This is a genomic window from Halobacteriovorax sp. XZX-3 (genome assembly GCF_043196495.1).
GTDB lineage: Bacteria > Bdellovibrionota > Bacteriovoracia > Bacteriovoracales > Bacteriovoracaceae > Halobacteriovorax_A.
In genome coordinates, this window is sequence record NZ_JBEBMO010000002.1 from 368,952 (window position 1) to 383,496 (window position 14,545).

The 14,545-nt window shown below is 37.0% G+C and carries 12 protein-coding genes; 8 read left to right on the top strand and 4 right to left on the bottom strand.

The genetic code is table 11. The annotated features are described in order from the left end of the window. Positions 1-3: 3 nt before the first annotated feature. From ABMA70_RS12290 to ABMA70_RS12300, 3 genes are all read left to right on the top strand, one after another. Positions 4-591, top strand: a complete 588-nt coding sequence (locus ABMA70_RS12290; protein WP_392993202.1) for a hypothetical protein — start codon at positions 4-6, stop codon at positions 589-591. A gap of 221 nt (positions 592-812) precedes the next feature. Further along, positions 813-2,939: a catalase/peroxidase HPI gene (gene katG, locus ABMA70_RS12295; RefSeq protein WP_368667184.1), complete on the top strand. Its 2,127-nt coding sequence runs from the start codon at positions 813-815 to the stop codon at positions 2,937-2,939. A 127-nt stretch (positions 2,940-3,066) separates the two neighbouring features. Beyond that, positions 3,067-3,336 carry a cupin domain-containing protein gene (locus ABMA70_RS12300; protein WP_392993199.1) on the top strand — a complete coding sequence of 90 codons (270 nt, stop codon included), beginning with the start codon at positions 3,067-3,069 and terminating at the stop codon, positions 3,334-3,336. Here the strand turns inward: ABMA70_RS12300 and ABMA70_RS12305 are convergent. The 3 genes from ABMA70_RS12305 to ABMA70_RS12315 all read right to left on the bottom strand — a co-directional run bounded on the left by ABMA70_RS12305 (position 3,333) and on the right by ABMA70_RS12315 (position 6,048). After that, on the bottom strand, positions 3,333-5,276 hold the full coding sequence (locus tag ABMA70_RS12305) for a hypothetical protein (RefSeq protein ID WP_392993197.1): 1,944 nt from the start codon (positions 5,274-5,276) through the stop codon (positions 3,333-3,335). The genes ABMA70_RS12300 and ABMA70_RS12305 overlap by 4 nt on opposite strands. 181 nt (positions 5,277-5,457) lie before the next feature. Next, positions 5,458-5,829 carry a hypothetical protein gene (locus ABMA70_RS12310; protein ID WP_392993194.1) on the bottom strand — a complete coding sequence of 124 codons (372 nt, stop codon included), beginning with the start codon at positions 5,827-5,829 and terminating at the stop codon, positions 5,458-5,460. 15 nt (positions 5,830-5,844) lie between these two features. Continuing rightward, entirely contained in the window at positions 5,845-6,048 is a 204-nt protein-coding gene (locus tag ABMA70_RS12315; RefSeq protein WP_103217955.1) for a hypothetical protein, read from the bottom strand. Between the two features lie 199 nt (positions 6,049-6,247). Here ABMA70_RS12315 and acnA point away from each other — a divergent pair, with 199 nt between their 5' ends. The 5 genes from acnA to ABMA70_RS12340 all read left to right on the top strand — a co-directional run bounded on the left by acnA (position 6,248) and on the right by ABMA70_RS12340 (position 13,135). Beyond that, positions 6,248-8,875, top strand: coding sequence for an aconitate hydratase AcnA (gene acnA, locus ABMA70_RS12320; protein ID WP_392993190.1), 2,628 nt, complete (start codon positions 6,248-6,250; stop codon positions 8,873-8,875). 150 nt (positions 8,876-9,025) lie between these two features. After that, complete coding sequence (locus ABMA70_RS12325) at positions 9,026-9,841, top strand: methyltransferase family protein (protein WP_392993187.1); 816 nt, start codon at positions 9,026-9,028, stop codon at positions 9,839-9,841. A gap of 101 nt (positions 9,842-9,942) precedes the next feature. Then, on the top strand, positions 9,943-10,536 hold the full coding sequence (locus tag ABMA70_RS12330) for an energy transducer TonB (protein WP_392993185.1): 594 nt from the start codon (positions 9,943-9,945) through the stop codon (positions 10,534-10,536). A gap of 79 nt (positions 10,537-10,615) precedes the next feature. Next, on the top strand, positions 10,616-12,637 hold the full coding sequence (locus ABMA70_RS12335; protein WP_392993183.1) for a TonB-dependent receptor domain-containing protein: 2,022 nt from the start codon (positions 10,616-10,618) through the stop codon (positions 12,635-12,637). Between the two features lie 15 nt (positions 12,638-12,652). Continuing rightward, complete coding sequence (locus ABMA70_RS12340; protein WP_392993181.1) at positions 12,653-13,135, top strand: hypothetical protein; 483 nt, start codon at positions 12,653-12,655, stop codon at positions 13,133-13,135. Positions 13,136-13,141: 6 nt separating this feature from the next. Here ABMA70_RS12340 and fumC read toward each other — a convergent pair whose 3' ends face one another. After that, positions 13,142-14,530, bottom strand: a complete 1,389-nt coding sequence (fumC, locus tag ABMA70_RS12345; RefSeq protein ID WP_392993660.1) for a class II fumarate hydratase — start codon at positions 14,528-14,530, stop codon at positions 13,142-13,144. Positions 14,531-14,545 lie beyond the last annotated feature (15 nt).

Sequence of the window (14,545 nt, forward strand, 5' to 3'; positions counted from 1 at the left end):
TTTATGAGTCAAGCGAGTAGTGCTTTATTATTTTTTCTCGTAAATCACGAAAGGAAATATCCTAATCGTAAATTGGCCGCTGCTATTGAGGCTGCATCAACACATGAAGACTACCTATCTATTTTAAAAACTTTTAACTTCAAAAAAGTTAAAGGAAAGGCCCTCAATGCTCTAATGCATTGGGGGAATAATCAATGGGAGTTTGAACTTCTCGATTATATTCCATCACCATATGAGGTTTTAAAGTTTCAAGCACAGGGGATTCGTCCTGTGACATTAATTGAGCAAGAAAACTTTAAACCGATACTCATGCGTGAAGATTGTTTAGAGTTTTTTCTACATGATCTTGAGCATGGCCATATGTTCTTTCACAATGAAGAATTAAAGAAAATGCAGATCAACTTTTTTAAAAAAGTTGAAGACTCTCTTGAGCGTGGAGAATGGAAACCCTATCTAAAATGTCGAGAATTTAAAGAAAAATTCTTCTACCTCATAAGCGACATGAATAGCCATATTGAGCACTATCGTCACTATCTCAACTCTATGCTTCCTCCGAAAGATATCAATAAATTCGAGTACTTATTTAATTAATTGACCTGTTGCGGTGATAGTTAAGAAAAATTAAGTTTGAGCTTCTATAGTCAAAATCTATCCTGATATAGACGAAATATATTATCTTTACACCTGTCTTTCATCGATACTGATTGCATCGAAAACATAGATTTTCAAAGGAGCTAAATATGAAAAGAAAACTTCCTTTGTTAATTGCTGCAGTAACACTTTTGAGTTGTGCATCGAACTCAAATGATAATATGAAACAGCAATTTGCAAGCGGTGAAGCCAAGCCAAATAACTTTTGGTGGCCTAGCCGAATCGATTTAACACCACTTAGGCAGCACTCTCTCGAGTCAAGTCCATTAGGTCCTAAGTTTAATTATGCAAAAGAATTTAAATCACTAAATCTTTCAGCAGTGAAAAAAGACATCAGAAAAACATTAACAACATCCCAAGATTGGTGGCCAGCAGATTACGGTCACTATGGGCCATTTTTTATTCGTATGGCATGGCACAGTGTTGGAACATATAGATCTCATGATGGTCGTGGAGGCGGCGGTGGTGGTCAACAACGTTTTGAACCACTTAATAGTTGGCCAGATAACGTTTCACTAGACAAGGCCAGGAGATTACTTTGGCCAGTTAAAAAGAAATATGGAAATAAAATTTCATGGGCAGACTTAATGGTTCTTGCTGGTAACGTATCACTTGAAGATATGGGATTTAAAACAATCGGCTTTGCCGGTGGCCGAACAGACGATTGGGAAGCTGATCTTGTTTACTGGGGACCAGAGACTCAGTGGCTTGCTGGTGACAAAAGATATAAAGGTGAGCGCGATCTTGAAAGACCACTTGCCGCAGTACAGATGGGACTAATTTATGTAAACCCTGAAGGGCCAAACGGAAATCCTGATCCATTACTTGCTGCTAAAGATATTCGTGAAACATTTGGAAGAATGGGAATGGATGATGAAGAAACAGTTGCTCTTATCGCTGGTGGACACACTTTTGGTAAGGCACACGGTGCTCATAAACCAGATGACTGTTTAGAAAAAGATCCTGCCGGAGCACCAATTGAAAATCAAGGTTTTGGTTGGAAGAACAAGTGTGGAAAGGGTCACTCAGAAGACACAATTACTTCTGGTCTTGAAGGTGCTTGGAATGCAACACCTACTCAATGGACAACTGGTTACTTAGATAATCTATGGGCATTTGAGTGGAAGCTTACGAAATCTCCAGCGGGTGCACATCAGTGGATTCCAACTGATGAAGGAGCAGCTGATATGGTTCCAGATGCTCACATAAAAGATAAGCGTCACGCACCAATCATGTTCACAACAGATATTGCACTTAAAGAAGATCCTGCATATGCAAAAATCTCTAAGAGCTTTTTAGATGATCCAAAGAAATTTGAATACGCATTTGCTAAAGCATGGTTCAAACTTACTCACCGTGATATGGGGCCACAAGCTCGCTATATTGGTAAGGAAGTTCCAAAAACTTCTTTTAAATGGCAAGATCCAACTCCGAAAGGAAAGAAGATCTCTAATGCAACAGCATCTGCAGTTAAGTCTGATATCTTAAAATCGGGTCTGTCTGTATCAGATCTTGTTAGAACTGCATGGGCTTCAGCTTCTACTTATCGTGGAACTGATATGCGTGGTGGTGCAAATGGTGCACGAATTCGTCTGGCCCCACAAAAAGATTGGGCAATTAATAAGGCTTCAAACGTTGATGCAGTGATTGCTAAGCTTTCAAAAATTAGTAAAAGACATGGAGTTTCTTTAGCTGACACAATTGTTCTTGGGGGAGCTGCTGCAATCGAGAAGGCTTCTGGTAACAAAGTTAAGGTTCCATTCTCTTCAGGGAGAGGGGACGCAACTCAGAGACAAACAGATGTAACATCTTTTGCTTTCTTAGAGCCAAAAGCAGATGCTTTCCGTAACTACTACACAGAAGAGTCTGGAAGAACTCCTATATATATGCTTATTGATAAAGCAAATATGTTAGGTCTAACAGTTCCTGAAATGACAGTTCTTATCGGTGGGATGCGCGCTCTTGATGCAAACGCAGATGGATCTAAAAATGGTGTTTTCACAAGTCGTCCTGGAAAACTTACAAATGACTTCTTTGTAAATCTTCTAACGATGGACAATAAGTGGGTTAAATCAAGTACTCCTGGACTATACAATGGTGTGGACAGAAAGTCTGGAAAGGTTAAGTACACTGCGACTCCTGTTGACTTAGTCTTTGGTTCTCATGCTGAGCTAAGAGCTGTCGCTGAAGTTTACGCTGCTAACGATGGTCAAAAGAAATTTATGCAAGACTTCGTTAAGGCTTGGACTAAAGTAATGCAAGCAGATCGTTTTGATTTAAAATACTAATTAGTAATATGCCTGACCGAGCTTTCTCGGTCAGGTTCTGATGATTCCTCTCTGGAATAGTAAAAATACCGATTATATATTGTTCAGAAAATCTCTCACAAAGTAATGTTAAGCATGGAGAGTCGTCATGTTAGAAACATCATTTGGTCATTTAGTTAAGTTAGATATTAGTCAAGTAAGTGAAGTGAACTTCCTTTCTTTTTCAAAGAGGGGCCGTGCTCATAAGCATCCGCAAAAAGAAGTTGTTTATATTACATCAGGAAGTGGAGCGATTCATATTGAGGGTGAAATTACTAAAGTAAGCAAAGGAGACCTCATCACTATTGATAGGTTGAAGTCTCACTATATGGTACCGACAGAAAATGAAGTTTTGGAGTTGATGCTATTTTATAGCTAGAGCCCGTAATACTTACTCATCCAGTAGATTAAAGTGATATCGTAGCCAGGGTTCTCGTCTCTAGCAGCACCTCTTTTTTCATAGCCTACAGTGTATGGTTCTCTTTGCCACATGAATGATCCACCAGGATGGCGATGCCTGATATCAAGTGGGTCTGCGGAAATAGACATGAAACCTTTTCCACCATACTCAGGGTATTGTACAAGTTCAATGTCTTCTAGTGGTGGTTTTACAACACTTACATTTCTTGGAGAACGTTCTAAGAAGCGTACAAGATTTTCTTGAATTCGTGTGATCTTCTCTTGCGAAACCGCATCAGGATTAAAAGAGTATTCAATTAAATTAAAGAAAGAGTTGTCGTGATTTCCTGTGCTGTACTTAATAACGTTATAGCTTCTAAGCATATCTGCACGGCGCTCTTGGTTCTTTTCAAGTCTAAAGTAATTGTAGAAGTGCATATTAAGTAAGTTGAATTTATAGTACTTATTAACATTATCTTTTGCTGTAATATTGTGAAAAATATAAGCAGTCTTACTTAATTCAGACATGCGGTTAAGTTCTTTTGTGTATTGTCCAGGAAACATATGTTGTCCAATCAATAACATATTAAGTTGCTGCTCAGGACTTCCAAACCAGACAGTTGGAGCAATTACTTTTGCAGGAGTGATACTAATTTCTCGATCTTCAGAAATTGTCCAATTATTACGAATTAGATAATCAAGCATCATGCGATAATATGAAGCAGCTTTTGTCTTAATCTCTTCGTCTTCAATAAGATCATAGACGATCGTAAGTCCAAAAATAATTCCTGTGTATTGATCTCTTGTAATACCTTTCTTCTCGTGATGGTTTACCCATTTTTCACCTTTGTAATCGACGATTTCATAATCAAGAGGGTCTCTATTGGCCATCAGAGCACGACCGGCCATGCTGTTAAGGGGTTGTGCAGATCTTGAAAGTAAACCAGTAAACCCATTTACTCCTAATAGATTTCCAATACCATCAAGATTGATTCTAATATTATTTAAGGCTTTTTCATTTTGAGAAACACTATAGCGAAAAGCTTGAGATGCAAGATAGGCACCATTCCAAATCGCAGCATCTGAAAAAGTTCCAAAACCAACGACATTTCCTTTTGTTCCAATACCATTTGGCCCATAAGCATCAAACCAAGAAATATAATCATTTTGATCATAAATTAAATTGAGAACAGTACCATTAATTAAATGTTTTTCTGCTATTTTGTCTTCGATATTTTCAATTGTGTCCTCTAGGTCTGAAAAGCTATAAAGTGGAGGAGTTTTTAGGCGCTCAGGAGTTGCTTGTCTAAAGCGCTCATTTAGCACGAATACTGTTTTTAATTGTTCACTACCTTGCGCCAATAATTTATCAAAGGATTTGTTGATTTTCTTTTTTAGAACTTTTTTTGTCGCAACAAGTACTCCGTTTAGAAGTACATTTGAAGCTTTAAGATCAAGTTTTAATTTCTTGTCGATAGTATCAATTGACTTAACTCTGATAACACTATTTTCATCTCTGTCATAATTGATAACGTATTTAAACTTTAGCTCTTTGATATTTAGCTTAATAAGCTTTGTCATGCGAAACCATTTTGTTTTGTATCTTAAACGAGCTCTTAGCTTTAATTTCCATTTATTAGAATCTGGAATACCAACAACAATTTTATTATCCGTAATTTCATAGAATTCTATTGGGAAGTCGAGAATATTTGTTTCAGCAATATTGGCACTCATAAGTTTTAAATTACTGCCAATTTCTTTGTTGTTAAAATTTTCTTTAACTTCTTTATTAATATTGAAAATAATGTCTTTTTTGAATCCATTGAATAATGATTTTAATTCATTATTTAGAGTGCTTTCGTGAGAAAAAGCGAATGAATAACTTTGCGCTAAGATGGCAAGGAATAAAACGTACTTCATACTACTATCCTATGTATTACAAGTTTAATTTATCCCTAAGTCAATTTAGAAATACTATAGTGATTCAATTTATTATTTGCAAATATGATAGATGAATTTTTAGGATGATTCTGTCAAAAGTAAGAAACTTAAGAAAAATTAAGTGATCTGACCAGTTGCCTGGTCAGAATGACATCACTTTCTAGTATTTGATTAGTGTTTTTGTATCCATGATAAACTCACCATCACGATCTGGTGAGTAAACTCTGGCCTTGCCATGAGTATAAATTTCAAGAACAATATCGACTTCGTTGTACTTGTCGATAACTTTATCTTCTACGCAAATTTTTTCAAAACACTCAACTGATTTACCTAGTTCTGAATATGGAAATGAGTATGTACCTGGCCCATGAGCAAGCTCTACCTCAACCATATCTTTTGATTGATCAAAGCTTACAACGTATCCAGACCAACCAAAGACATCCATAACCTTATCATCTTGGCATAGTGATTTATAACATTCACCTGCAAAGATAGGCATAGTGAGCATTAAGGTAAAAATAATTTTTTTCATTTAAACTTCCTTGTTTTATTCTTTTGAAAATGTATCAACAAATTTTTTGATTTCATCAACATGCTCAAGAATGTATTTCGCTTTAGTTAAGCCGAAACTCATTACCGTACCATACTTCTCAAGTTCGTTGCCTTCTTCATCAACTTTATAAATTTTGAATATTTTATTTCCTTTAAACTCTTCTACACCAACATTATGTGGAGGTAGGTCATAGCTCATATTAATCCCTTTATAAAATGTAGTTAATTATTCTTATTCTAACATTTAATTGTAAATTCATTAAACTATAAAAATTTAATATCATAAGTGATTATCCGAAAAGTAAAATATTGAAAAAACCATTTAAACTAATTTGATAACCAAGTTTATCACTAAGATATTTAAATATACTTAATTAAATCTATACCAAGGATTTTTTATGGAAAATAAGATCAAAGAAATTGAAAAAGTTTTAGAACTAAAAAATACAAGCTTATCTTACATAAGTTTAAAGAATCTATGTGAAAAGTATGGCGTAAATATTGAAACGCTTCCTCATACAATTAAAATTCTTCTTGAGAATATTGCAAGAAGAGTAGATGGAAAAGATGTTAAGCTCACTGATGTTGAAGCTCTCGTTAAATGGGGCAGTGGCTATGATAAAAAAGCCTCTCTTGCTTTTATGCCTGCAAGAGTTCTTATGCAAGACTTCACTGGGGTCCCGGCCGTTGTCGATTTGGCCGCAATGAGAAGTGCAATGGCCAGAGCAGGGGGAGATCCTAAAAAAGTAAATCCATATGTTGGAGTTGATTTAGTTATTGATCACTCTGTCCAAGTTGATAATTTCGGGCATGCTGATTCATATGAAAAGAACTTGGAGCTTGAATATGAGAGAAATGCAGAACGCTATGCTCTTTTAAACTGGGCCCAACAGGCATTTCAAGATTTTCGAGTGGTTCCTCCTGGTATGGGGATTTGCCATCAGGTAAACCTTGAGCACCTTGGTCATGTTGTTCAGAGTAAGAATGGATGGGCGATCCCTGATACTCTAGTGGGGACAGACTCACATACTCCAATGATTAATGGATTGGGTGTACTTGGTTGGGGTGTTGGTGGAATTGAGGCAGAAGCGGCAATGCTTGGACAACCAATGTTCTTACCTGCACCAATTGTTATCGGTATTCGTACAAAAGGGACATTGCCAGCTGGAGCAACTGCTACTGATTTAGTACTAACTCTTACTGAAATGCTTCGTAAACACGGTGTTGTTGGGAAGTTTGTTGAATTTTTCGGAGATGGCCTGAGTAGTTTAAGTATTGCAGATCGAGCCACTCTTTCAAATATGTCACCAGAATTCGGTGCAACTGCAACTTTATTCCCAGTGGATCAAGTGACTCTCGATTACTTAGTTATGACAGGTCGAGGTGATAAAGTAGAGTTGGTTGAAAAGTACACAAAAGAACAAGGGCTATTTAGAAATGATGGAGATAGAGAGCCTCAGTTTACTGAAGTTTTAGACTTAGATTTAAGTAGTGTTGTACCAAGTCTTGCCGGCCCTAAACTACCTCAGCAGAGAGTTAATCTTAATGATGCTCGTAAATCATTTGATGATAATTTTAAAGTTGAAAAAAATGAGGGAAAATTTATTAAACATGGTGATGTTGCAATTGCAGCGATAACTAGTTGTACAAATACTTCAAATCCTTCAGTCATGCTTGCCGCAGGGCTTGTTGCAAAGAAGGCAGTTGAAGCAGGTCTTAGTACAAAACCTTGGGTTAAAACTTCTCTTGCTCCTGGTTCTCGTGTTGTTACAAATTATTTAAAAAAGGCAGGGCTACTTCCATATTTAGAGAAACTTGGATTTAACTTAGTAGGGTATGGTTGTACTACATGTATTGGAAACTCTGGGCCTCTACCTGAAGAAGTTTCAAAAGATATTAATGAGAATGAGCTTGCGGTAGTTTCTGTTTTATCAGGTAATCGAAACTTTGAAGGACGAGTTCATAGTCAAATTAAAGCAAGTTACCTGGCCTCACCACCTCTTTGTGTAGCCTATGCTCTGACAGGAACTTTCCTTTGTGACTTATCAACTGAAGCAATAGGGCAAAATAAAGATGGAAAAGATATTTTTCTAAAAGATATTTGGCCTACAGCAAGTGAAATTCAAGACTTGATCGCTTCTTCAGTAAGTTCAGAGCAATATGAGTATGAATACGGACGAATATTTGCAGGTGATGATAAGTGGAAGAGTATGGCCGTACCAAAAGGTGATCTATTTGAATGGCAAACAAACTCGACATACGTTAGAGAGCCCGACTTCTTTGTAAATTTACCAAAAGATGTAGCACCTCTTAAGAATATCAATGAAGCAAGAGTCATGTGCTTACTTGGAGATTCTATAACGACAGACCATATCTCACCTGCTGGAACAATTGGAAAGGATTCTCCGGCCGGAAAGTATTTAATGGAGCAAGGTGTTTCACAAAAAGACTTTAATAGCTTTGGCTCACGCCGTGGTAATCACGAAGTAATGATTCGTGGAACTTTTGGAAATATTCGATTGAGAAATGATATGGCCCCAGGGACAGAAGGGCCATGGACAACACATCTACCAAGTCGTGAACAGATGAGTATCTATGATGCTTCTAAGCGCTATCAAGAAGATGATATTCCTTTAATTGTCATTGCAGGTAGTGCATATGGCTCGGGAAGTTCTCGAGACTGGGCAGCAAAAGGAACGACATTACTTGGGATAAAGGCCGTCTTAGCTGAAAGTTATGAAAGAATCCACCGCAGTAATCTCGTTTGTATGGGAGTTCTACCGCTGCAGTTTAAAGAAGGTCAAAGTGCTAAAACTTTAAAGATTACTGGTCTAGAAACATTTACGATTAAAGGTATTGAAGAAGGTATCAGTCCACGTAAAGAACTAAGCATAGAAATGAAGCGTGATGATGGAAGTATTGAAGTGTTTGATGTTATTTTAAGAGTCGATGCACAAGCTGAAGTTGACTACTATACTCATGGTGGAATTTTACAAATGGTTCTTAGGGAAATGCAGAGTAAATGATTTTTTAGAAAAACTAATTTTTACTAATTTGACTTAACTTGCTCTGCTATTAGGTGTTTACGTCTATCACGCTGGCCGTTTTGATTCTCTATTTCCGTGTTGTTATTCAATTTATAATGAAGAAACTCACAACAACATAGGAAGGATAATATGACGAACAAAACAGGTGTTTTAACATTCGGAGTGATTAGCTACTTAGTAGGCTTTTCTGCGCTTGTCGGTTGGATTGGTAGTATGCTGGGGCTAATTCCTTTTCAGTATGGAATTGTAAACTATACAACAGACTCTGTGGGAAGTGCCTTTGCAATTGCCATCGGGCTTACTAGTTTATTTGCGATCCAGCATACAGTAATGGCAAGGCAGACATTTAAAAGATTTATTAATCAATATATTCCAGCTGCGGCAGAGAGATCGCTCTATGTTCTGATGTCGGGTATAACACTTCATTGTGCTATTTTATTTTGGCCTAAAAATGGAGTTGTTCTGTGGAATATTGAAAACTCAATTGCCTCGACTCTCATTATGAGTATCGGTGTTGCTGGTTGGGCCTACCTTTTTGTTGCAAGCTTTGCTTTAAATCATTTTGAACTGTTTGGTCTTGAGCAAACTTATAACTATTATCAAGGCAAGCCGCTTCATCGTGTGCCTTTTCAAGAAAGTTGGATGTACAGTTTTGATCGCCACCCAATCATGACAGGTGCACTTATCGGTATGTGGTTTACTCCTCAAATGACAGTTGATCATCTTATGTTTAGCGGAATTTTCTCTGCCTATATTATCGCAGGCGTTTCAGTTGAAGAAAGGGATCTTGTTAGGCAATGGGGGACGCGATACATGGATTATCGAAGTCGTGTAAAAACAATTGTTCCTACTTTTGATATGATTGGGCCAAGTGATATCAAGGCCAGTGAGTCTAAACAAAATAAACAAAAGAAAGGTGAAGATGAAACGAAAAAAGCAGCATAGTAAATAGTGAAGGAGTCTTTGACTCCTTCATGTTTATTGAAAAAACTTCATGAATGCGAAAGCATTTGTGAATTTGGTCCTATTTGGTGATAATAAGAGCTATGCGCAGGAATCGTTTTCTCTATTCGACAATTATTTCGATAGGAATTCACGGACTATTGATATTTGGATCAGCTTCGACTTTGAAGCCAGAGTCTTTTAATACGCATTTTTCTACAAATACTGCCCAAGTAATTCAAGTTAGACGTTTGGTGAAGCTGAAGAAGATTACCCAATCACCTAAGAAGACAATTCAAAAGAAGGCCAGATCTAAGCAGGTTGCTAGGCCAATATCAACGAAGCCGCTAGAGCAGTCTCTAGAGAATTCGCCAGTGGTAAATAAAGTCGTTAACACGGGACAGGCCAATGAGAAGGCCAGGTATCTCAAGAGTATTAGAGATCAAATTCTTTCCCAAAAGCGCTATCCAAAAATTGCTAAGATGTTAAAAAAACAAGGAATTGTTGATATTTACTTTGAGGTTTCTTATCCAAGTAATCTTTCAAATATTCAAATTCAAAAGGGGAGTGGCCACGCAATTCTTGATAAATCTGCCCTTGAGACAATAGAGGCACTTGATGAGCTGCCTCAAATGCCAGACTTCCTAAAGTCTGAAATTTTGAAGGTAGCAATACCAATTAAATATGAGTTGTTGTAACACGACTAACGCACTGTAAAAACTAACTTCTTTACTAAAACCATTCCAAAAATCATGTCAAATATGATAGTTTGCCTACATGATAAAAAAGTTTGATGGCCAATACAAGCTAGTCTTTTTAGGCCTTCTCTCAAATTCACTTATCTTTGCGCAAGACGTAAATCGTTTGGAGTCGATATATATTACCGACGAGGCGCAAATCTATGAGGATGCTCAAAGCACTGCTTTAGGTCTTCAAGATGAAATTACTTCAGACGAGCTTGAAGAGGAAATTGCTCAAAGCATTGATGATGTTTTAAAAAATACCTCTGGTGCTACAACTAAAGGTGGACCACGTGCTATTGGTGAGACTCCGCAGGTTCGTGGCCTTGAGGCCAATAAGCTTTTTGTTAACATTGATGGCGTGAAGCAGACTTTTTATTTTTCGAATCATAATTACTCGCATCTTGCAGTTGATCCAGATAGCATAAAGAAAGTTGATATCTTTAAATCTAATACAGATTATTCTCAAGGAATTAGTCTTGGTGGCGGAATGTCTTTTGCTACGAAAGATGGGCGAGATTATTTAGAGGCCGGTGAGAAGTCTGGAAGTACTGTTAAATACTCATATGAAGAAGCTTCAAATATGAATGCTGAGTCATTGAAAACTTTTGGTTTAATGGATGGTGGTGATTACCTCATAAGCGCTAGCTATAAAGATTCAAATGATCTTAAGCTAAGTGATAAGACAACTCTTAAGAATTCAGCTTTTGAAAATTATAATATTTCTTCAAAGTTCACTTTTGATCTTGGTAAAGGTCAGAAGTTAAAGTTAAGTGGAGAGATTTATGACCTTGAAGATGAGTCGCCATTAAATGCAACTCTTGATCCACCAAGTGATTTAACAACTCTTCATGGCAAGACAAGAATCAAACGTGAATCCTTAGGATTAAATTACACAAATAACTCTTACGCAGGAAATCTCTATTATTCTGGCCAGCTTAATAAGCAAGAGCGCGATAGTGATAATCGCCAAGAAGAGCGTAATATTCAAACGCTTGGAGCACGCCTTAAAGATCATATTGAATTTAGAGAAAATCTTAAACTTGTTATTGGTACGGATGCAACGATTGATAAAGTAACTGGAAAAAGCTCTGTAGGTAGTGTTTCTGATTATCCAGATGGACAAATAACTGAAGCCGCTGCATTTGCTCAGCTTAATTATAAGGTAGGTGGACTAACTGTTGCACCTGGGATTCGCTTAAGTGATTATAAACTTGAATCGAAAGATTCTGGTTTTGATGATGTAAAAGATAATAACCTTTCGTCAAAAATTTTATTAAATTACGAGTACAAAGGTTTTAATTTCTTTTCTAACTTTTCTCAGGGCTTTAATTCGCCAGATGTTCAAGAAGTCTATGCAACAGGACTGCACCGCCCGGGAGATGGATTCTTTATTTCAGATAATTACTTTGTGACTAATTTAGACTTAAAGCCTGAAACATCAAATACAATTGAATTTGGAACTGAGTTTAAGAAACAACTTTTTTCTGATTTAGATCTTCTGACATTTAGGGCAAGTGGGTATGTATCAAAGGCCCACAATTATATTGATCAAGAAATTATCGACTATGCCATTTTTGATGGAAAAAATGGAACGACCCAATTTGTTAACCGAGATAAAGTGACTCTTTATGGTCAAGAGTTTGATCTTAAATATCTTTACGACCAATTTGAGCTTGCCGCAAGTTATTCACGAAGTGTTGGTTGGGATAATTCAAGAAGGATGTGGCTTTCTAATATGCCAGCAAATACTTATACTTTTGGATTTAACTATCACCTCGATCAATACGGTATAAAGCTTGGTTATGATGCGCTTATGGCAATGAGGCAAGATCGAGTGAATCCGGCATCACTTGAGAGAACAACGGCAACATCAGGTTATACACTTCACAATGTCTTTGCTTCAAAAGAGTTTGTTTCAGGAGTATTTGAAGGAGTGAAGCTTACGACAAGACTTGATAACTTAAGTGATAAATCATATCGTCGACATGGCTCATATATTAATGAAGTTGGACGAAATTTTAAAATGAGTATTCAATATAAAATAAAGCATTTTTAATAAACGGAGTTTCTAATGAAAACAATTTTAGCCTTTTTAATGGCAACATCAGTATTTGCAACAATCCCTCAAGGGACATATCTTCTTGATCGTATTGAGTGTACGACAGGGGAGACATTAAAGCTTGGTGGTGCCTTTATGAGATATAATGTGACACTTAAAGTTGAAGAAGAGAAAGCTGAAATGACAGCAGTTGCAAAAAGTGCGAAGTGGGCACCGTACTTACTAAATTGTACTCAAGTTAACTCGGGTGACTTTAAATATGTTGGCCCAGGTCAGTATCAAGGTGGACTTGAAATGACTAAAGTTAAATGTAACCTTGGTGTTTGGGAAGGTATTTTAAAGAAGCAACACTTTGGTGTTGAATCAAATGGATCAATCTTTGATTATGAATATAACGACGGAAAGCTTGTCCTAAGTGTTAAAGACACTTTCACAAACTACAAGACATGTCGTGAAGCCGGTGGTTCACCAATTTATCACTATAATAAACAGTAGTATTTTTTATAAAGGTTGTGTCATCTTAGATGGCACAACAAATTTATCAAAATCATCAGCACTTAAAAGCCCTAATTCAATTGCTGATTCCTTAAGAGTAAATCCTTTTTCATGTGCATTCTTTGCAACCTTGGCAGCGTTATCATAACCAATATGTTGGTTTAAAGCCGTCACAAGCATTAGAGAATTTCTTAGATGTTTCTCAATATTTTCATGGTTTGGTTCAATTCCAATTGCGCAATTATCATTAAAAGAATCCATTGAATCAGCAAGTAATGTAAGTGAATGGAGAAAGTTATGAATCATAACTGGTTTATAAACATTAAGCTCAAAGTTTCCTTGAGATCCAGCAAAGCCGATTGCAGCATCATTCCCTAGGACTTGTACGCATACCATTGTTAGCGCCTCACATTGTGTGGGGTTTACTTTTCCTGGCATGATAGATGAACCAGGCTCATTAGATGGAATTGAAATTTCTCCAATCCCACAGCGCGGACCACTGGCAAGCCACCTAATATCATTTGCAATTTTCATTAAAGCCGTTGCAAGTCTTCTCATGGCACCAGAACCTGCAACAATCGCATCATGTGCTGCAAGGGATGAAAATTTATTTGGTGCCGTCACAAATTTCTTACCTGATATTATAGTGATTTTTTGTGCTACAAGTTTAGCGTAATCAGGATGTGTATTTAATCCTGTTCCAACGGCCGTTCCACCTAGTGCAAGCTCTCTTAAATTTTCGATAGAATGAAGTATATCTTTCTTTGCTCCTTTAAGCTGAGCTGTGTAACCAGAAAACTCTTGTCCTAAAGTAAGTGGAGTTGCATCCATTAAGTGTGTTCTTCCAATTTTTACGATGTCTTGAAAATCTTCAGATTTAATTTCGAAGGTCTTAATTAAGCGATTGAGTGATGGAATTAATCGTTCTTCGATTTGCTCAATTGCTGCAATATGCATGGCCGTAGGGAAGGTGTCATTTGATGACTGTGACTTGTTGACATCATCATTGGGATGAATTGGAGATTTGGTACCCATGGTTCCTCCACTAATTTCAATTGCGCGATTTGAAATAACTTCATTGGTATTCATATTTGTCTGAGTGCCAGAGCCGGTTTGCCAAACAACCAGAGGGAAGTGTTCATCGAGTTTGCCTGCAATGACTTCATCCGCTGCCTGTATTATAAGAGTCGCTTTTTCTTTTGAAAGTTTACCGAGTTCTTGGTTCGCAAGAGCGGCACCTTTTTTAAGGATTCCAAATGCTCGTATCATTTCTCGTGTAAAGTGATCTTTACCAATTTTAAAGTTCTCTAATGAACGTTGAGTTTGTGCTCCCCAGTAGCGAGAAGACTCAACTTTTATTTCTCCATTACTATCTGTTTCAATTCTAAAGTCCATCACAATCCCTTCTGT

Bases quoted from the DNA above. Each gene is read 5' to 3' on its own strand.
- ABMA70_RS12290 (WP_392993202.1), top strand. From the start codon at position 4: ATGAGTCAAGCGAGTAGTGCTTTATTATTTTTTCTCGTAAATCACGAA.
- katG (WP_368667184.1), top strand. From the start codon at position 813: ATGAAACAGCAATTTGCAAGCGGTGAAGCCAAGCCAAATAACTTTTGG.
- ABMA70_RS12300 (WP_392993199.1), top strand. From the start codon at position 3,067: ATGTTAGAAACATCATTTGGTCATTTAGTTAAGTTAGATATTAGTCAA.
- ABMA70_RS12305 (WP_392993197.1), bottom strand. From the start codon at position 5,276: ATGAAGTACGTTTTATTCCTTGCCATCTTAGCGCAAAGTTATTCATTC.
- ABMA70_RS12310 (WP_392993194.1), bottom strand. From the start codon at position 5,829: ATGAAAAAAATTATTTTTACCTTAATGCTCACTATGCCTATCTTTGCA.
- ABMA70_RS12315 (WP_103217955.1), bottom strand. From the start codon at position 6,048: ATGAGCTATGACCTACCTCCACATAATGTTGGTGTAGAAGAGTTTAAA.
- acnA (WP_392993190.1), top strand. From the start codon at position 6,248: ATGGAAAATAAGATCAAAGAAATTGAAAAAGTTTTAGAACTAAAAAAT.
- ABMA70_RS12325 (WP_392993187.1), top strand. From the start codon at position 9,026: ATGACGAACAAAACAGGTGTTTTAACATTCGGAGTGATTAGCTACTTA.
- ABMA70_RS12330 (WP_392993185.1), top strand. From the start codon at position 9,943: ATGCGCAGGAATCGTTTTCTCTATTCGACAATTATTTCGATAGGAATT.
- ABMA70_RS12335 (WP_392993183.1), top strand. From the start codon at position 10,616: ATGATAAAAAAGTTTGATGGCCAATACAAGCTAGTCTTTTTAGGCCTT.
- ABMA70_RS12340 (WP_392993181.1), top strand. From the start codon at position 12,653: ATGAAAACAATTTTAGCCTTTTTAATGGCAACATCAGTATTTGCAACA.
- fumC (WP_392993660.1), bottom strand. From the start codon at position 14,530: ATGGACTTTAGAATTGAAACAGATAGTAATGGAGAAATAAAAGTTGAG.